Genomic DNA, 17,795 nt, shown 5'->3' with positions numbered 1-17,795 from the left:
GAAGGGGAGGCAACCCATGACAGATTTCGACGACGAAGTGGTGGAGGCGGCACTGGTCGCGACGGGGTCACCCGTGGACCAGCCCCGGATCGCGAGGGCTGTCCGCGAGATCCTCGCGGCGATCGGCGAGGATCCTGATCGCGACGGGCTGCTGGACACGCCGAACCGGGTGGCGAAGGCGTACGCGGAGATGTTCGCGGGCCTCCACCAGGATGCCGGGGAGGTCCTCTCGACCTCCTTCGACCTCAATCACCAGGAGCTGGTGCTGGTGAAGGACATCCCGTTCTACTCGACCTGCGAGCACCATCTGGTCCCCTTCCGCGGAACCGCGCACATCGGCTACATCCCGTCGGCGGACGGGCGCGTGACCGGGTTGAGCAAACTCGCCCGGCTGGTGGAGGTGTATGCGCGGCGCCCCCAGGTGCAGGAACGGCTGACCACCCAGATCGTCGATGCGATGATGGAACACCTGAAACCCAAAGGTGCGATCGTCGTCATCGAGTGCGAGCACATGTGCATGTCGATGCGGGGCGTCCGCAAACCCGGCGCGAAGACCGTCACCTCCGCGGTCCGCGGTCAGATCCGCGAGACCGCGACGCGCGCCGAGGCCATGAGCCTCATTCTCGGAAGGTAGGACCCACAGCATGGACTCTCTCGCTGCAGCCCCCGGCACGGGGCCGGCCACCTCACCGCTGCCGGTCATCCGGCCGGCCCGGACGCCCAAGACCGTCGGTGACCTGCCCGTGGACCGTGCGGTCGTGATGGGTATCCTCAACGTCACGCCGGACTCTTTCAGCGACGGCGGCACGTACGCCTCCACCGATGACGCCATCGGCCACGGACTGCGGATGCACTACGGCGGCGCCGACGTCATCGACGTCGGTGGAGAGTCGACGCGCCCCAACGCCAGTGGTGTCCCCGTCGAGGAGGAGCTCGCCCGTGTGCTTCCCGTGGTCAGGGCCCTCGTGAAGGCGGGAGCCCTCGTGAGCATCGACACGATGCACGCCGAGACGGCCCGGCAGGCGCTCGACGCCGGCGCCGCGATCGTCAACGACATCTCGGGTACGGAGTTCGATCCGGACATGCCGGCCCTGATCGCGGAGCGCGGCGTGCCATACATCCTCACGCACCGCCGCGGCACCGCCGCCACCATGGACAGCCTCGCGGACTACGACGACGTCGTGACGGACGTCGTGTCGGAACTCACCGCCCTGCGGGACGGCTTCGTCGCGGCGGGGGTCGCTGCGGAACAGATCATCCTCGATCCGGGCCTCGGCTTCGCCAAGACCGACGAGCACAACTGGACCATCCTGCAGAATCTGGCGGCCTTCACCGGTCTCGGGCACAGGATCCTCGTGGGAGCCTCCCGGAAGCGTTTCCTCGGGACGCTCCTCACCTCGGCGGGCAAGGCTGCCGCTCCCGTGGAGCGCGATCACGCCTCGCTGGCCGTCGCCACGCTGTCAGCCGCATCCGGGGCCTGGGGCGTGCGGGTGCACGATCCCGCCACCACGCTCGACGCCGTCAAGGTGGCCGCCGCCGTCGGCCCGCGGTCATGACCACCAGCCGGCACGCCGACCCGCTGGGGGCCGCGACGACCGCACCGACCACGGCGGACCCAGCATCCCGCCCGGCATCCCACCCGGCAGGCCGCCCCGGATCGCCGTCGGGCGCCCTCGACACCGTGGTACTCACCGGCATCACCGCCAAGGGCTACCACGGGGTCTTCGACCACGAGCGTCGCGACGGCCAGCCCTTCGCCGTGGACATCGTGCTCCACCTCGACCTGCAGCCCGCAGGCGTCTCCGACGACCTCGCCCGGACAGCGCACTACGGTGAGCTGGCGGAACTGGTCCACGGCATCATCGAGGGCGAGCCGTTCGACCTCATCGAGGCCCTCGCCGAGACCATCGCCGCGGCGGTCCTCGGGTCCTTCCCCGTCGCTGCCGTCGACGTCACGGTGCACAAGCCCAAGGCACCCATCGAGGTGCCCTTCGGGGACGTGGCCGTCACCCTGCGACGGAGCCGGCCGTGAGCGGGACGGCCGGCAGTGCGGCCGATGGCACCGCCCGCACCACCGTCCGCAGCGTGATCGCCCTCGGAAGCAACCTGGGCGCGAGCAGTGACACACTCGTGCTCGCCGTCGCGGACCTCGTGGAGACGGAGAACGTTCGCCTCCACGCGGTGTCGCCGGTGGTGCGGACCAAGCCGGTCGGCGGACCGGAGCAGCCCGACTACCTCAACATGGTCATCGAGGTCGAGACGGATCTCGGGCCCTACGACCTGCTGGCGCACTGCCAGGCCGTGGAGGAGAAGCATCACCGCAGGCGGACCGTCCGGTGGGGGCCCCGGACCCTGGACGTGGACATCATCACGTACGGCTCCTGGACGTCTGCGGACGAGGTGCTGACCGTCCCGCACCCGCGCGCCGCATCCCGCGCCTTCGTGCTCCAGCCCTGGGCCTGGATGGACTCCGCCGCCCGGCTGCACGGCCGGCCGGTGGCCGAGCTCGCCGCCGAGGCGGACGACCTCGCGGGCCTGGTCCCCTTCGAGGGAGTCTAGGCCGCCGTGAGCACCCTTCGGTTCCGCTGGCTGGCACTGGTGGGCCTGCTCGCCGGGATCATCGGCTGGGTGGTCAACCTGCTCGCCACCCGCAACGGATTCGGCACACCCGCGCTGCCCCTCACCTCACTCGTCACGACAGCCGTCATCCTCGGTATCACGCTCGTCTTCGGCCGGCGCGTCCTCCGGTGGCGCAACGGCAAGCGCGACCGTGCGCTCGATCCGATCCTCGCGACCCGCACGCTCGTCCTCGCCCAGGCCTGCGCCTACGCCGGTGCCCTCAGCATGGGCTGGCACGCGGGGATCTTCGTGGACCAGCTCACGCTGCTCCCGGTCCGATCCACCCTGGCTCCCCTGTGGGGATCGGTCGCGCTCATGGTGGGCGGGATCCTCATGGTTATGGTGGGATTGGTGGTCGAGAGCTTCTGCAGGCTTCCGCCCGACGACGACGACGGCCCGGGAGCTGCGGGCCACAGCGAGGGGGAATATGCGTAGGGAACCGATCGATCCGTCCGGGCTCGAGTGGTCCAGGGTGTCACCGAAGTACCTGCGGGTCAGGCTCCTGGGCTGGCTGATCGGCTCCGTGGTGTGGCTCCTCATCACCTCCGTGCCCCTGGTGCTGCGACTCACGGGCGTCTGGAGCTCGTTCCCGCCGGCGTGGATCGCCTGGGGCCTCCCTGCCGTCGTCCTCGTCATCGTGGTGTGGCGCGGGCTGCTCCTGCCGCGGCAGGTCGGAGCCATCGGCTACGCCGAGCGCGACGACGACCTCCTGGTCCGCGAGGGCGTCTTCTTCCAGCGCACCATGGTGGTGCCGTACGGCCGCATGCAGTACGTGGACGTGGCCGTGGGTCCGCTCGAGCGGGTCTTCGGCATCTGCACGCTGAAGCTGCACACCGCATCCCCTGCCACGAACGCCTCCATCCCGGGCCTGCCCACGGAGGAGGGGACGCGCCTGCGAGAGCAGTTGTCCGCGCGGGGAGAAGCCAGGCTGGCCGGGCTGTGACAGGCTCCGTGCCTGCCGAGGCGGCCCCGGGTCCGGGACGACACGGGCAGCCGGAGCCTTCCGACGCCGGCGGGGAGAACCGGATCGAGGTGCGGCCGGGCGAGGACTGGCGCCGCGTCCACGTCATCTCCCCGCTCGTCCGAGGCTGGATCGCCTTGGTCGCCATCCTCTACTTCGTCGGGAGGGACTGGTTCGAGGGCCTGTTCGACCCCGGCTCGGACGGCCGTGGCCCGCTTCCCGAGGGCGTGGGTCTCCTCGTCGCCGTCGGCGTGGTGCTCGGCGTCGTCCTGCTCATCGCGGGTGCGTTCCTGGTCTCCTGGTACTTCACCCGCTACCAGGTGACCGCCGAGCACGTCCGCGTCCATTCCGGCGTCCTGTTCCGCCAGCAGCGCCAGGCGCGCCTCGACCGCGTCCAGGCCATCGACATCGTCCAGCCGTTCCTGGCACGGATCTTCGGGCTCGCGGAGCTCAAGTTCGAGGTGGCCGACGCGGGCGAGTCCGCCGTCCGCCTCGCGTTCCTGAAGCTCGACGACGCCAGGCAGCTGCGTGCCACCATCCTGGCGCGTGCCGCAGGCGTGGAGACGGATCCCGAGCATCCCGAGGAGATCATCGAAGCCCCCGAGCGCGAGGTCGTCGCGATCCCGCCCGGACGGGTGATCGGCGCCGCCCTCCTCTCCGGCACCACGATCGCCCTCGTGGTGGCCTCGGCCGCGATCATCACCCTCGGCGTCGTGTTCGAGACCCCGATCATCGCGACGTCGTTCATCCCAGTCCTCATCGGCGTGGTCGGCTCCTACTGGTCCGCCCTCAGCACCGGCTACAACTTCCGCGCCGCGACGTCCCCCGACGGGATCCGCATGCGGTACGGCCTGCTCGACACGCGGTCCCAGACCGTCCCCCCGGGCCGGGTCCAGGCGATCAGCATCAGCCAGCCGCCGCTGTGGCGGCTCAAGGGCTGGTACCGCGTCACGGTCAACGTCGCAGGATACGGCGTCTCGGCCTCCAGCGACGGACAGGCCCGCTCGAGCCTCCTCCCCGTCGGGTCGCGCGAGGACGTGCTGCAGATCCTCGCCCTCGTGCTCCCGGACCCGGGGACGCCGCGCCCCGTCGAGGTCTTCGCGGCCGGGATGACAGGGCGCGACGGCGCGGAGGGTTACGTCACGACGCCCCGCCGGGCGCGGCTGCTGGCGCCGCTGGCCTGGCGGCGCAACGGGTTCGCCGTCACCGAGACGGCCCTGCTCGTCCGCTCGGGCGTCCTGTGGCGGCAGCTCGCCGTCGTCCCGCACGAGCGTACGCAGTCGCTCTCCATCCACCAGGGGCCGGTGGACCGGCGTTTCGGCGTCGCCGACCTCCAGTTCCAGACCACTCCCGGTCCGGTCTCCCCGCGCGTGCTCCTCGCAGAGACGGGAACGGCCTGGGACCTCTTCCACGGGCAGTCGGTGCGCGCGGCAGAGGCCCGTCGCCGGAGCGGCCCGGAGCAATGGATGAAGCCCGTGCCGGGACCTGCCGCCCCGAGCGACGCGCAGGCCGCATCCGAGCCCGAGGCGCTGCCCGCGTCGCACGGCGGCCTACCAGTGCCTCCCGGTGAGCCCGACGCGCAGCTGGGCGGTCTGCCCGGCGGTGCGCCCGCCGCTGTCCCCGGCGACCTGCCCGAGGCGCCACGCCGGGAGCCCGCCGTGCCGGCACCGACGGATTCCGGCCCCCGGACGGTGATGCCCGAGGCGCCACGCTGGGAACCCGCCGCGCCCGAAGGAGAGGAGGGGTATGGCCACCGCTGATGCTTCACGTCGGCCGGGGAGACTCGGCGTCGGCGTCGTGGGGGCCGGCAGGGTCGGAGCCGTGCTGGGCGCAGCCCTGCGCTCGGCAGGTCACGCCGTCGTCGGGGTGTCCGCGGTGTCCGCGGCAAGCCTTGAGCGTGCGGAGAATCTTCTGCCGGGCGTGCCCGTCCTCGAGATCCCGGACATCATCGAACGGTCGGAGCTGGTCCTGCTCGCCGTCCCGGACGACGCCCTGCCCACGCTCGTCGAGGGACTCGCACAGCTGGGCGTCTGGCAGGCCGGGCAGCTCGTGGTCCACACCTCGGGCCGCTACGGCACGTCCGTCCTCGCACCCGCGCGGGCGGCCGGAGCCATCCCGCTCGCCATCCATCCCGCCATGACCTTCACCGGCCTGAGCCTGGACCTCGGGCGTCTGCCCGACACCATGTTCGGCATCACCGCTCCGGCGGTCGTCCTGCCGATCGCGCAGGCCCTCGTCGTCGAGATGGGAGCCGAGCCCGTGGTGATCGAGGAGGAGTCCCGGGCGCTCTACCACGCCGCCCTCGCACACGCGTCGAACCACCTCGTCACGATTGCCGCGCAGTCCGCGCAGCTCCTCGCGGACCTCGGGGTGCAGCACCCCGACCGCATGCTCGGCCCGCTCATGAAGGCCTCGCTGGAGAACGCCCTCTCCTCGGGCGAGGGTGCGCTGACAGGGCCGGTGGCTCGCGGTGACGCCACCACCGTGTCCGCGCACCGCGCCGCCCTCGAGGCGCACGACGCCCCGGACACCCGCCAGGCATATCTCGGGATGGCCCGGGCCACGGCGCTCCGAGCGCTCGAGCGCGGCGTGCTGAGCCCCGGGCAGGGGGCATCGATCCTCGCAGCCCTCGCGGATCGGCCTGCACCGGGTAGCCCGGACCAGCGTCCCGACGCGCGACCGCCGGCCTGACCGGCCATTCCCGCAGCAGGGATCATCACGTCCGCCTGCTGACCGATCGACCCAGAAGGAACCCATGACCTCGACCGACAGCGCCGCAGCCGGGCACGCCACCCCGCTGCTCGTCTCCACGCCGGCGGAGCTGCGGGCGGCGACCACGCGTCTCCTCGACGTGGCCCGGGTCACGGGTGCGGGCGGGCGGGAACCCTCCCTCGGACTGGTGCCCACCATGGGCGGACTCCACGAAGGGCACGCGATGCTCGCCCGGACGGCCCGCGCCGACGTCGACGTCGTCGTTGCGTCCATCTTCGTGAACCCTCTGCAGTTCGGCGACCAGGCGGATCTCGAGCGCTACCCGCGCACTCTCGAGGCCGATCTCCGGCTGCTGGGTGCGGAGGGCACCCACGTCGTCTTCGCGCCGTCGGTGCAGGACATGTATCCGGGCGGGGACCCGCTGGTCCGCCTCCATGCCGGCCGCATGGGCGAGGTGCTCGAGGGCGCGTCCCGGCCCGGCCATTTCGACGGCATGCTCACCGTCGTCGCGAAGCTCCTTAACCTCGGACTGCCGGGCGTCGCCGCCGGCTACCGCGCATACTTCGGTGAGAAGGACGCCCAGCAGCTCGCCCTGATCCGCCGCATGGTGCTCGACCTCAACATCCCGGTACGCATCGACGGCGTCCCGATCGTGCGCGACGACGATGGCCTCGCCCTCTCGAGCCGCAACAGGTTCCTGAGCGACGAGGAACGCGGGTCGGCGCTGGTGCTCTCGAGGGTGCTCCGCTCCCTGCGCGAACGCACCCGGCGGGGTGCCGACATCGATCTCGCCGCGGCCCGGGCGGAGGTGGCGGCTGCCCGCGGCGTGGAGCTCGACTACCTGGAGGTCGTGGACCCCACCACCTTCCTCCCGGCGACTCCAGTCTTCGGAGGTGCCGACGCCCCTGCGGACGCGCCCGGCGGCCGGCTCGCCGTCGTGGCGGCCAGGGTGGGAGCCGTCCGCCTGATCGATAACACCAGGCTCGATCCTGTGGGCTGATTCACATCGGCGTCCGCGGGCATCGGCCGGGTGCCACGAGAGCCGTAAACTTGTCTTCCGTGACCCACGACGACACCCTCTCCCCGGACGACCTCAACGAGCAGATGCGCTTCCGTCTGCAGAAGCGGGCGGCGCTGCTCGACGCGGGGACGGAGGCCTATCCGGTCAAGCCCGGACGAACCCATGCGCTGCGCGAGGTGCGGGAGCGCTTCGCCGAGCTGCCCACCGGGGAGTCGAGTGGTGAGCGCGCAGCCGTCGTCGGCCGCGTGGTGTTCATCCGGAACTCCGGCAAGCTGTGCTTCGCCACCCTGCAGGAGGGTGACGGAACACGCCTGCAGGTCATGCTGAGCCTCGCCGAGATCGGCGAGGAAAGCCTCGCCGAGTGGAAGGCGCTCGTGGACCTCGGCGATCACGTCCGCGTGGAGGGCGAGGTCATCAGCTCGCGGCGCGGCGAGCTGTCGGTGATGGCCGGATCCTGGTCCATGGCGTCCAAGGCACTCCGCCCGTTGCCCACGCTGCACGCCGGAGTCAACGAGGAGACGCGCGTGCGCCAGCGGTACGTGGATCTCATGGTGCGCGAGGAAGCACGACAGATGGTGCGCACCCGCGCCGCCATCACCCGGACCCTCCGCGAGACGCTCCACGGCCAGGGCTACATCGAGGTGGAGACGCCGATCCTGCAGCTGGTCCACGGAGGCGCGACGGCCAGGCCCTTCGAGACCCACCTCAATGCCTTCGACCAGAAAATGACGCTGCGGATCGCCCTGGAGCTCTATCTGAAGCGTGCGGTGGTCGGAGGAATCGACCGGGTCTACGAGATCGGGCGCATCTTCCGCAACGAGGGGGTCGACTCCACCCACAGCCCCGAGTTCACGATGCTCGAGTGCTACGAGGCCTACGCGGACCAGTTCGTCATGGCCGAACGGATGAAGGAGATGATCCTCGGCTGCGCGGACCTCCTGGGATCGCGCACCATCGAGACGGCCAAGGGCACCATCGACCTCGACGGTGAGTGGGCCTGGCTCGGGGTGTACCCGGGGCTGTCCTCCGCCGTGGACCAGGAGGTCACGCCCGAGACCGGCATCGAGGACCTCCGGGCCATCGCCGAGCGCCACGAGGTGTCCCTCGATCCCGCCTGGGGAGCGGAGAAGGTGGTGCTCGAGCTGTTCTCGGAGATCGTCGAGCCCACCCTGATCCAGCCCACCTTCGTCTACGACTACCCGCCGTCCGCGCAGCCCCTCGCGCGTCCGCACCGCGACGACCCACGCCTCATCGAGGCGTGGGACCTGATCATCGGCGGGATGGAGCGCGGAACCGCGTTCTCGGAACTCATCGATCCGGTCATCCAGCGTGAGCGCCTGACGGAGCAGTCGCGGCAGGCCGCGGCGGGTGACGACGAGGCCATGCAGCTGGACGAGGACTTCCTGCGTGCGCTCGAATACGGTGCCCCGCCGATGGGCGGGATAGGCCTCGGAATCGACCGGCTCGTCATGCTTTTCACGGACGTCGGAATTCGCGAGTCCATCCTCTTCCCGATTCTCCGGCCCGAGGGTGGGCAGTAGCGGTGGAATATGTCGCCGTCCTCCTACCCTCAGCCTGCTTGGCAGTGCTTTTCTACTTCGTGATCAAGGCCATATTCAACGCGGACCGTTCGGAGCGGGACGCGATGGCACGCGCCGAGGAATTGCAGGACGCGGAGGATGCCCGGAAGGCACGGCCCGAGCCGGAAAAGAATGGTAATCACGAAATCGATCCGAGCTAGACAATATGCTTCTTTGACCTCGAATGAAGAATGGCCCATACTCTTTTCAGGGGGGCTTCGATTTCGAGAAACCAATAGGAGAACATTGTGGCGCAGAAGGTAAAGATCATTCTCATCGATGACATCGACGGCGGCGAGGCGGACGAGACCGTGCGATTCGGCCTCGACGGCGTGCAGTACGAGATCGACCTCTCCGAAGCGCACGCCTCGGAGCTCCGCGAAGCACTTGCCGGTTATGTCGGGGCAGCGCGCCGCGCCAATCAGCAGAAGCAGCGATCCAACACCTCCAGCGCTCCCTCGACCTCGCGCAACCAGGAAGCGGCCCAGATCCGCGAGTGGGCGAAGGAGAACGGCTACAACGTCTCCTCCCGCGGCCGCGTGAACAGCGAGATCGTCGAGGCGTACCGCGCCGCACAGCGCTGACACCCCCTCGTCGGGCTGGAGCGGAAGCCCCTTCGGCGTTATCTCGCCTGTGGCGAACACGCGCCCAAAGCACACCCCGTACCCGTAGCATCGAAATACGCGTTAGCTAGGAGTGTGTGTCTGATGTTCGAAAGATTTACGGATCGAGCCCGTCGAGTTGTTGTGCTGGCCCAAGAAGAGGCCCGCATGCTCAACCACAATTACATCGGCACCGAGCACATCCTGCTTGGCCTGATCCATGAGGGCGAGGGTGTCGCCGCGAAGGCGCTGGAGTCGCTGAGCATCTCCCTGGGTGCCGTGCGGGAACAGGTGCAGGAGATCATCGGCCAGGGCCAGCAGGCCCCGTCCGGTCACATCCCCTTCACCCCCCGGGCCAAGAAGGTGCTGGAGCTGTCCCTGCGGGAGGCGCTCCAGCTGGGCCACAACTACATCGGTACCGAGCACATCCTGCTCGGTCTCATCCGCGAGGGTGAGGGTGTTGCCGCGCAGGTCCTCGTCAAGCTCGGCGCCGACCTCAATCGTGTGCGTCAGCAGGTCATCCAGCTGCTGTCCGGCTACCAGGGCAAGGAGCCGGCAGCCGCCGGTGGCCCCCAGCAGGAGGGCACTCCCGCCGGTTCGGTGGTCCTGGACCAGTTCGGTCGCAACCTGACGCAGGCAGCACGCGAATCCAAGCTCGACCCGGTGATCGGGCGCGAGCAGGAGATGGAACGTGTCATGCAGGTCCTCTCCCGCCGTACCAAGAACAACCCGGTCCTCATCGGTGAGCCGGGCGTCGGCAAGACCGCCGTCGTCGAGGGCCTCGCCCAGGCGATCGTGCGCGGCGACGTGCCCGAGACCATCAAGGACAAGCAGCTCTACACGCTGGACCTCGGGTCCCTCGTGGCGGGTTCGCGCTACCGCGGTGACTTCGAGGAGCGGCTGAAGAAGGTCCTGAAGGAGATCCGCACGCGCGGTGACATCATCCTCTTCATCGACGAGATCCACACGCTGGTCGGAGCAGGTGCCGCCGAGGGTGCCATCGATGCTGCCTCCATCCTGAAGCCGATGCTGGCCCGTGGTGAGCTCCAGACCATCGGCGCCACCACGCTGGACGAGTACCGCAAGCACATCGAGAAGGACGCCGCCCTCGAGCGACGCTTCCAGCCCATCCAGGTCGCCGAGCCCTCCGTGGCCCACGCGATCGAGATCCTCAAGGGGCTGCGGGATCGCTACGAGGCACACCACCGTGTCTCGATCACCGACGCCGCGCTCACCAGCGCAGCCACGCTGGCCGAGCGCTACATCTCCGACCGCTTCCTCCCGGACAAGGCGATCGACCTGATCGACGAGGCCGGGGCCCGTTTGCGCATCCGTCGGATGACAGCGCCGCCGGAGCTCAAGGAGATCGACGAGCGCATCGCGGACGTCAAGCGGGAGAAGGAGTCGGCCATCGACTCCCAGGACTTCGAGGGTGCCGCGGCGCTGCGCGACAAGGAGCAGAAGCTCCACGACGAGCGCAGCGACAAGGAGCGCCGCTGGAAGTCCGGTGGGCTCGACGACATCGCCGAGGTGGATGAGGAACTCATCGCCGAGGTGCTCGCGAACTCGACCGGCATCCCCGTGTTCAAGCTCACCGAGGCCGAGTCCTCGCGTCTGCTCAACATGGAAGCCGAGCTGCACAAGCGGGTCATCGGGCAGAACGAGGCCATCAAGTCCATCTCGCAGGCGATCCGACGCACGCGTGCAGGGCTTAAGGACCCCAAGCGTCCCGGCGGTTCGTTCATCTTCGCCGGCCCCACGGGTGTGGGCAAGACGGAACTGGCCAAGGCTCTCGCCGAGTTCCTGTTCGGCGAGGAGGACGCCCTCATCACGCTGGACATGTCGGAGTACTCCGAGAAGCACACCGTCTCGCGGCTCTTCGGTGCCCCTCCCGGGTACGTGGGCTACGAGGAGGGTGGCCAGCTGACCGAGAAGGTCCGCCGCAAGCCGTTCTCCGTGGTGCTCTTCGACGAGGTGGAGAAGGCGCACGCCGACCTCTTCAACTCGCTGCTGCAGATCCTGGAGGACGGTCGCCTGACTGACAGCCAGGGCCGCATGGTCGACTTCAAGAACACCGTGATCATCATGACCACCAACCTCGGTACCCGCGATATCTCGAAGGGTGTCATGACGGGCTTCCAGTCCGGCTCCGACACCACCACGAGCTACAACCGGATGAAGGCGAAGGTCCAGGAGGAGCTCAAGCAGCACTTCCGGCCCGAGTTCCTCAACCGCGTGGACGACACCGTGGTGTTCCCGCAGCTCACGCAGGACGAGATCGTGCAGATCGTCGATCTGTTCCTCGAGCGCCTGAGCGGCCGGATGGCGGACAAGGGCATGACGATCGAGCTCACGCCTGCGGCCAAGGTGCTCCTCGCGACCCGCGGCTACGATCCCGCGATGGGTGCTCGTCCGCTGCGACGCACCATCCAGCGTGAGATCGAGGATCAGCTCTCGGAGAAGATCCTGTTCGGCGAGATCAAGTCGGGCGAGCGGATCGCCGTGGATGTCGAGGGCGAAGGCGCGGATGCGATCTTCACCTTCGTGCCGCACGGCGCTCCGAAGGAGATCGAGGACTCACCTGCAGCCCTCGAGGCCACCGTCGCCGACTGATCCGCGGCCGATCGACGCTGTACCGAAGCCCGCCCTGGTTCGCCAGGGCGGGCTTCGTCGTCCCGTCGGGAACCCGCACCGGGCGGTAGGTGCCCGTGGCAACGGAATTCCACCGAGAGTGAAAGCCTGTGACGCCTGCCACAGCCGGTGGTAGAGATGACCCATGACCACGCCCTTCTCCTCCCTCGAGGACTTCGTAGCCCTCCCGCGCCTCAGCGGCCTGACCCTCAACGCTGACGGCACGCGCCTGGTGACCTCCGTCGCGACGCTGAACCCCAAGAAGACGGCCTATCAGAGTGCCCTGTGGGAGGTGGATCCGGCCGGCGAACAGCCCGCCCGGCGCCTGACCCGCAGCGCGGCCGGCGAGTCCGGCGCCGCCTTCCTGGCGAGCGGTGACCTCCTCTTCACCTCGTCCCGCCCCGACCCCGAGGACGACGGCGCCGAGAAGCGATCCGCGCTCTGGCGGCTGCCGGCCGCCGGCGGAGAGGCATCCCTGCTCGTGAGCCGGGAGGGCGGCGTGTCCGGCGTGCTGACCGCGGACGCGGCGGACGTCGCCGTGCTGACGGCCGACGTCCTGGCAGGGTCCGCCAACGAGGAGGACGACTCGGAGCGGCGGACGGCGCGCAAGGAATCCGGGGTGGCCGCCATCCTCCACGCGGGCTACCCGGTGCGGTATTGGAACGCCGACCTGGGACCGGACCAGCCCCGCTACTTCGCGCTGACCGATCTCGGCACCGGTGCCGGGGCGACCCTCGACGACCTCGTGCCCTCCGCCCGTGGAGGCCTGCGGAACGCACACGCCGTGCTCAGCCCCGACGGTTCCGCCCTGTACTCCTCCCTCACCGTCCCCGAGGAGCGCGGGTCCGAGCGCAGCGTGCTGATACGGGTGGACCTCGCGACGAAGGAACTCGCCGTCCTGCTGGACGACCGCGAGCACGACTACGCGCCGGGCCCCGTGAGCCCCGACGGCCGATTCCTCGTGGTCAGCCGCGACCGCCGCACGAGCGCCGACCTCGCACCGCAGACCAGCCTGCTGCTCCTGCCTCTCGGTGGAGGCGAACCGCGTCCGCTCGCCGCGGACTGGGATCGCTGGCCCTCGCCCGCTGCCTGGCTGCCCGACGGCTCGGCGCTCGTCGTGACGGCGGACGAGGACGGCGCATCGCCCGTCTTCGTGCTCGACGTCGCAACCGGTGACGTCCGCAGGGTCACGGAAGATGCAGCGGCCTACTCCGATGTCCGGCTCTCGCCGGACGGGACGACGGCCTACGCTGTCCGCAGCTCCTATCTGTTCCCTGCGGAAGTAGTGCGCATCGACCTCGAGAGCGGGGTCACCGACCGCCTGCAGAATCCTGCTGAACGTCCCGAACTCCCGGGAACGCTCGAGCGTGTGGAGTCGGTGGGCGAGGACGGGCAGCCCGTGAAGTCCTGGCTCGTCCTGCCCGAAGGAGCCTCGGCCCAATCGCCCGTGCCGGCACTGCTGTGGATCCACGGAGGGCCCGTCGGGTCATGGAACGCGTGGAGCTGGCGCTGGACGCCCTGGATCATGGCTGCGCGCGGTTACGCGGTGCTGCTGCCGGACCCGGCGCTGTCCACCGGCTACGGGCAGCACATGGTGGACCGCGGCTGGGGCGAGTGGGGGAGCTCGCCCTATACCGACCTCATGGCCGCGACGGACGACCTCGCCGCGCGCCAGGACATCGACGCGACACGGATCGCAGCCATGGGCGGCAGCTTCGGCGGCTACATGGCGAACTGGGTGGCGGGGCACACCGACCGATTCAAGGCCATCGTCACGCACGCCAGCCTGTGGGCCCTCGACCAGTTCGGCGGAACCACCGATGCCGCCTACTACTGGGCGCGCGAGATGACCCCGGAGGCGATGGCGGAGAATTCCCCCCACGCCCATATCGGGAACATCGGCACGCCCATGCTGGTCATCCACGGGGACAAGGACTACCGCGTGCCCATCGGTGAGGGCCTGCGGCTCTGGTACGACCTCCTCTCCGCATCCCGGCTGCCTGCGGACGACGACGGCGTCACGCCGCACCGCTTCCTCTACTTCCCGGACGAGAATCACTGGATCCTGAAGCCGCAGCACGCGCGGGTCTGGTACGGGGTGGTGGAGTCCTTTCTCGCCGCGAACCTCCTCGGCGAGGAGCGGGAGCTGCCCCGGGAGCTCGGTCTGTAGGAGGCGGGGCGGGGCGGCTTTGTAGAGTGGACACAATGACAACGTCCTTCAGCATCCGCCGCGCCCGCACGTCGGACGTGCCCGCGATCAAGTCCCTCGTCGAGCCGCTCGCGGAGGAACGCATCCTCATGGCGAAGGAGACGGTGGCCTACTACGAGGGGCTGCCCGAGTTCCGCATCGCCGAGTCCGGGGCCGGCGAGGTGCTCGGGTGCGGTGCGCTGCACGTCATGTGGGAGGATCTCGCGGAGGTGCGCACGCTGGCCACGTCCCCCGCGGCCCGGGGGCAGGGGGTGGGCCGTGCGCTGGTCGAGGAGCTGCTCGCCGAGGCCCGCGGCTACGGGGTCAGCCGCGTCTTCTGCCTGACCTTCGAGGTCGGGTTCTTCCGCCGGCACGGCTTCGAGGTGATGGCGGACCAGTCCGCCGTCGACCCGCAGATCTACTCGGAACTCCTCCGCTCGCACGACGAGGGGATCGCCGAGTTCCTGGATCTTGCACGGGTGAAGCCGAACACCCTCGGCAACACACGGATGATCAGGCAACTGTGAGCTCGGGCGGGCTGGCGTCCACGGGGCTGCGGGGATAAGGTAAGACTACTTAGCATTCCTTCGGGGATGCTGGAACGCCACCGGAACCGGTGGCCGTACGCCGACTGAAGGAGGTCCGCATCATGGGACTGGATGACAAGATCGGGAACAAGGGCCAGGATATGGGCGGCAAGCTCAAGGAAGGCCTCGGCAAGGCGACCGGCGACAAGGACACCGAAGCCGAGGGCCACAAGGACCAGGCGAGTTCGAGCCTGAAGGACGCGGGCGAGAACGTCAAGGACGCGTTCAAGCACAACTGATCGAACCGGGCCGGCCCGCACGCGGGAGGCCCGAGTACCTGAGGGAGGGCGCCCGGTTTCGGGCCCCTCCCTCAGGTCGTTAACGCCCTGCTGGTCGGCGTTCCGGGCTATAGGCAGGCCGGAGAACGGACGGTAACGTGTCCAGTGGCCGGAGTGGTCCATGTGAGGCGGGCTGCCGGCTGTCAACTGTCCGTTCGCAGGCTAGGAGCCGCCGTCGTGAAGAAGCTCATCAATGACCCCAGGGCCGTGGTCGACGAGTCCGTCGAAGGTTTCGGCATCGCCCACGCCGACCTCGTGACCGTCCACCCCCAGCCGTTGTTCATCACCCGCAAGGACGCCCCCGTGCAGGGCAAGGTGGGTCTGGTCTCCGGCGGGGGCAGCGGGCACGAGCCCCTCCACGCGGGCTTCGTCGGCAGGGGCATGCTCGATGCCGCCGTGCCCGGTGCCGTCTTCACCTCGCCCACTCCTGACCAGATCATCCCCGCCACCGCCGCGGTCGACGGCGGAGCCGGCGTCCTACACATCGTGAAGAATTACACGGGCGACGTCCTGAACTTCGAGACCGCAGCCGAGATGGCGGAGGCCGACGGCGTGTCCGTCCGCTCCGTCCTCGTGAACGACGACGTCGCCGTGGAGGACTCCCTGTACACGGCCGGCCGGCGCGGGGTGGGCGGGACGGTCCTCGTCGAGCGGATCGCCGGTGCGGCCGCGGAGCGCGGGGACGGTCTCGACGGCGTGACGGCGGTGGCCCAGCGCGTGGTGGACAACGTGCGCTCCATGGGTGTCGCACTCGCCGCCTGCACCGTGCCCCATGCAGGGGTGCCGAGCTTCGACCTCGCCGAGGACGAGATCGAGATCGGCGTCGGTATCCACGGCGAACCGGGCCGGCACCGCATCGCGATGGAGGACGCGGACGGCATCACGCAGCGGCTCCTCGACCCCATCGTCGCGGACCTCTCGCTCACCTCCGGGGACCGCACCATCGTGATGGTCAACGGCATGGGCGGAACCCCCGCGAGCGAGCTGTACATCGTCTTCCGGAAGGTGGCGCAGCTGCTCGAGGGCCTGGGCGTGGGAATCGAGCGTTCCCTCGTCGGCAACTACATCACCGCGCTCGAGATGCAGGGCGCCTCACTGACCGTCCTGCGTGCCGACGACGAGATGCTCGAGCTGTGGGACACACCGGTCCACACCGCCGCCCTGCGGTGGGGAGCATGAGCGTGGAAGGAACCGCGGGTGACGCCGGGGCCGCCACGACCCTCGACACCGCCTGGGCCGTCCGGTGGATGCGCGACACCGCGCAGGTCGTCTCCGAGAACAGGGCCCTGCTCATCGACCTGGACCGCGCCATCGGCGACGCGGACCACGGCGAGAACCTGGACCGGGGCTTCGGTGCCGTGCTCTCCAAGCTCGACGACGGCACACCGGAGACGCCCGCCGCGGTCCTCAAGCTCGTGGCCATGACCCTCATGTCCACCGTGGGCGGTGCCGCCGGCCCCTTGTACGGGACGGCCTTCCTGCGAGCAGCGACATCCCTCGGTGACGCGACCGCCGTCGAGCCCTCCGGGGTGGCCGGGATGATCGCTGCCGCCCGGGACGGGATCGTCGCGCGGGGCAAGGCCGAGGTGGGCGACAAGACCATGGTCGATGCGTGGACGCCTGCCGCCGAAGCCGCGCAGACCGCCGCCCTGGCCGGTGCCACCGCTCCCGAGGTGCTCGCGGCCGCGGCCAACGCGGCGCACGCCGGCGCGGTCGCGACCGAGCCGCTGATCGCCCGGAAGGGCAGGGCGAGCTATCTCGGGGAACGCAGCGCCGGCCACCAGGATCCGGGGGCCGTGTCGACGGCGCTCATCCTGCAGGCGGCAGCCGAGGCGGCTGGGGGAGAGGTCGCATGAGCGTCGGACTGGTCATCGTCTCCCACAGCCGGAAGATCGCCGAGGGCGTCGTCGAGCTGGCGGCCCAGATGGCCCCCGACGTCGTCCTCGTCGCTGCCGGGGGAGCCGACGGTGACGGGGGCGCGCGCATCGGTACGAGTTTCGACCGGGTCCAGGCCGGGATCGAGGAGGCCTCGGGTGGCGGGGACGGTGTGGTGGTGCTGACGGACCTCGGCTCCGCCGTCATGACCGCCGAGATGGTGCTCGAGTTCTTGGAGCCGGACGCCCGGAGCGCTGTCCGGCTCGCCCAGGCGGCTCTCGTGGAAGGGGCTGTGGCCGCCGCCGTGCAGGCGCAGGGCGGCTCGTCCATCGACGAGGTCCTCCGCGCCGCCGAGGGAGCAGTCGTCTCGATCCGGCCCGAGGAGCTCGAGCCCTTCGTCAGCCACGCCGCCGCAGCGCCCGGCTCGGAGGCTGCCGGGTCCCGCGGGGCCGCGTCGTCGGGCGACGGACCGCGCGCCGGCGGGTCGTGGACGCTGCCGAACGAGATGGGACTCCACGCGCGGCCGGCAGCTGCCCTCGCCGCGGGGCTCGCCGATCTCGACGCCGAGATCACGGTGAACGGCGTCGACGGGAAGTCCGTCATGCTCCTGATGAGCCTCGGGCTCGGCCAGGGCCGGACCGTGACTGTGGAAGCGAGCGGCCCGGACGCCCAGGCAGCCCTCGACTTCGTGGGGCAGGCGGTGGAATCAGGCTTCGGCGAGCCGTCCTGACCGGGAGGGAC

The 17,795-nt window shown here is 69.9% G+C and carries 19 protein-coding genes; all 19 read left to right on the top strand.

Features of this window, described 5'->3' with window-relative positions; genetic code table 11:
- Positions 1-16: 16 nt before the first annotated feature.
- The 19 genes from folE to dhaM all read left to right on the top strand — a co-directional run bounded on the left by folE (position 17) and on the right by dhaM (position 17,784).
- The gene (gene folE, locus FJV46_RS05190) at positions 17-634 is read left to right on the top strand and encodes a GTP cyclohydrolase I FolE (RefSeq protein ID WP_087029224.1); all 618 of its coding nucleotides are present in this window, start codon (positions 17-19) and stop codon (positions 632-634) included.
- A gap of 10 nt (positions 635-644) precedes the next feature.
- On the top strand, positions 645-1,556 hold the full coding sequence (gene folP, locus FJV46_RS05185; RefSeq protein WP_087029226.1) for a dihydropteroate synthase: 912 nt from the start codon (positions 645-647) through the stop codon (positions 1,554-1,556).
- Positions 1,553-2,032 (top strand): dihydroneopterin aldolase, encoded by a 480-nt coding sequence (gene folB, locus FJV46_RS05180; RefSeq protein ID WP_087029227.1) that lies wholly within the window; start codon positions 1,553-1,555, stop codon positions 2,030-2,032. The genes folP and folB overlap by 4 nt, the downstream gene beginning before the upstream one ends.
- Positions 2,029-2,559: a 2-amino-4-hydroxy-6-hydroxymethyldihydropteridine diphosphokinase gene (gene folK, locus FJV46_RS05175; RefSeq protein WP_087029229.1), complete on the top strand. Its 531-nt coding sequence runs from the start codon at positions 2,029-2,031 to the stop codon at positions 2,557-2,559. Before folB ends, folK begins: the two co-directional genes overlap by 4 nt.
- Positions 2,560-2,565: 6 nt before the next feature.
- A complete protein-coding gene (locus FJV46_RS05170) occupies positions 2,566-3,054 on the top strand; it encodes a DUF3180 domain-containing protein (protein ID WP_087029231.1) in 489 nt (162 codons plus the stop codon).
- The gene (locus FJV46_RS05165; protein ID WP_087029233.1) at positions 3,047-3,562 is read left to right on the top strand and encodes a PH domain-containing protein; all 516 of its coding nucleotides are present in this window, start codon (positions 3,047-3,049) and stop codon (positions 3,560-3,562) included. Before FJV46_RS05170 ends, FJV46_RS05165 begins: the two co-directional genes overlap by 8 nt.
- An 8-nt stretch (positions 3,563-3,570) precedes the next feature.
- Complete coding sequence (locus FJV46_RS05160) at positions 3,571-5,340, top strand: PH domain-containing protein (RefSeq protein ID WP_377004703.1); 1,770 nt, start codon at positions 3,571-3,573, stop codon at positions 5,338-5,340.
- Positions 5,327-6,271 (top strand): Rossmann-like and DUF2520 domain-containing protein, encoded by a 945-nt coding sequence (locus FJV46_RS05155; RefSeq protein WP_087029235.1) that lies wholly within the window; start codon positions 5,327-5,329, stop codon positions 6,269-6,271. Before FJV46_RS05160 ends, FJV46_RS05155 begins: the two co-directional genes overlap by 14 nt.
- Positions 6,272-6,335: 64 nt before the next feature.
- Complete coding sequence (gene panC, locus FJV46_RS05150; RefSeq protein WP_087029237.1) at positions 6,336-7,292, top strand: pantoate--beta-alanine ligase; 957 nt, start codon at positions 6,336-6,338, stop codon at positions 7,290-7,292.
- Between the two features lie 59 nt (positions 7,293-7,351).
- Positions 7,352-8,854 carry a lysine--tRNA ligase gene (gene lysS, locus FJV46_RS05145; protein WP_256940814.1) on the top strand — a complete coding sequence of 501 codons (1,503 nt, stop codon included), beginning with the start codon at positions 7,352-7,354 and terminating at the stop codon, positions 8,852-8,854.
- 44 nt (positions 8,855-8,898) lie between these two features.
- Positions 8,899-9,054: a hypothetical protein gene (locus FJV46_RS05140; protein ID WP_306298285.1), complete on the top strand. Its 156-nt coding sequence runs from the start codon at positions 8,899-8,901 to the stop codon at positions 9,052-9,054.
- Positions 9,055-9,141: 87 nt separating this feature from the next.
- On the top strand, positions 9,142-9,477 hold the full coding sequence (locus FJV46_RS05135; protein WP_087029241.1) for a histone-like nucleoid-structuring protein Lsr2: 336 nt from the start codon (positions 9,142-9,144) through the stop codon (positions 9,475-9,477).
- A gap of 123 nt (positions 9,478-9,600) precedes the next feature.
- The gene (locus FJV46_RS05130; RefSeq protein ID WP_087029243.1) at positions 9,601-12,108 is read left to right on the top strand and encodes an ATP-dependent Clp protease ATP-binding subunit; all 2,508 of its coding nucleotides are present in this window, start codon (positions 9,601-9,603) and stop codon (positions 12,106-12,108) included.
- A gap of 163 nt (positions 12,109-12,271) precedes the next feature.
- Positions 12,272-14,296, top strand: a complete 2,025-nt coding sequence (locus FJV46_RS05125; protein WP_087029245.1) for a S9 family peptidase — start codon at positions 12,272-12,274, stop codon at positions 14,294-14,296.
- Positions 14,297-14,331: 35 nt separating this feature from the next.
- Positions 14,332-14,841: an amino-acid N-acetyltransferase gene (locus FJV46_RS05120; protein WP_087029247.1), complete on the top strand. Its 510-nt coding sequence runs from the start codon at positions 14,332-14,334 to the stop codon at positions 14,839-14,841.
- Positions 14,842-14,963: 122 nt separating this feature from the next.
- Positions 14,964-15,140 carry a CsbD family protein gene (locus tag FJV46_RS05115; RefSeq protein ID WP_087029424.1) on the top strand — a complete coding sequence of 59 codons (177 nt, stop codon included), beginning with the start codon at positions 14,964-14,966 and terminating at the stop codon, positions 15,138-15,140.
- Positions 15,141-15,356: 216 nt separating this feature from the next.
- On the top strand, positions 15,357-16,358 hold the full coding sequence (gene dhaK / locus FJV46_RS05110) for a dihydroxyacetone kinase subunit DhaK (protein WP_087029248.1): 1,002 nt from the start codon (positions 15,357-15,359) through the stop codon (positions 16,356-16,358).
- The gene (dhaL, locus tag FJV46_RS05105) at positions 16,355-17,035 is read left to right on the top strand and encodes a dihydroxyacetone kinase subunit DhaL (protein ID WP_087029250.1); all 681 of its coding nucleotides are present in this window, start codon (positions 16,355-16,357) and stop codon (positions 17,033-17,035) included. The genes dhaK and dhaL overlap by 4 nt, the downstream gene beginning before the upstream one ends.
- Complete coding sequence (gene dhaM, locus FJV46_RS05100) at positions 17,032-17,784, top strand: dihydroxyacetone kinase phosphoryl donor subunit DhaM (protein ID WP_087029252.1); 753 nt, start codon at positions 17,032-17,034, stop codon at positions 17,782-17,784. The genes dhaL and dhaM overlap by 4 nt, the downstream gene beginning before the upstream one ends.
- The last annotated feature ends 11 nt before the right edge of the window (positions 17,785-17,795 follow it).

The organism is Arthrobacter agilis, from assembly GCF_006494655.1.
GTDB classification, from domain to species: Bacteria; Actinomycetota; Actinomycetes; order Actinomycetales; family Micrococcaceae; genus Arthrobacter_D; species Arthrobacter_D agilis.
This window is presented reverse-complemented; position numbering and strand designations above follow the sequence as displayed.

Coding starts and splice junctions, on each gene's coding strand:
- dhaM (WP_087029252.1), top strand. CDS start 17,032: ATGAGCGTCGGACTGGTCATCGTCTCCCACAGCCGGAAGATCGCCGAG.
- FJV46_RS05125 (WP_087029245.1), top strand. CDS start 12,272: ATGACCACGCCCTTCTCCTCCCTCGAGGACTTCGTAGCCCTCCCGCGC.
- FJV46_RS05155 (WP_087029235.1), top strand. CDS start 5,327: ATGGCCACCGCTGATGCTTCACGTCGGCCGGGGAGACTCGGCGTCGGC.
- FJV46_RS05165 (WP_087029233.1), top strand. CDS start 3,047: ATGCGTAGGGAACCGATCGATCCGTCCGGGCTCGAGTGGTCCAGGGTG.
- folB (WP_087029227.1), top strand. CDS start 1,553: ATGACCACCAGCCGGCACGCCGACCCGCTGGGGGCCGCGACGACCGCA.
- FJV46_RS05115 (WP_087029424.1), top strand. CDS start 14,964: ATGGGACTGGATGACAAGATCGGGAACAAGGGCCAGGATATGGGCGGC.
- dhaL (WP_087029250.1), top strand. CDS start 16,355: ATGAGCGTGGAAGGAACCGCGGGTGACGCCGGGGCCGCCACGACCCTC.
- FJV46_RS05130 (WP_087029243.1), top strand. CDS start 9,601: ATGTTCGAAAGATTTACGGATCGAGCCCGTCGAGTTGTTGTGCTGGCC.
- folE (WP_087029224.1), top strand. CDS start 17: ATGACAGATTTCGACGACGAAGTGGTGGAGGCGGCACTGGTCGCGACG.
- panC (WP_087029237.1), top strand. CDS start 6,336: ATGACCTCGACCGACAGCGCCGCAGCCGGGCACGCCACCCCGCTGCTC.
- FJV46_RS05120 (WP_087029247.1), top strand. CDS start 14,332: ATGACAACGTCCTTCAGCATCCGCCGCGCCCGCACGTCGGACGTGCCC.
- folP (WP_087029226.1), top strand. CDS start 645: ATGGACTCTCTCGCTGCAGCCCCCGGCACGGGGCCGGCCACCTCACCG.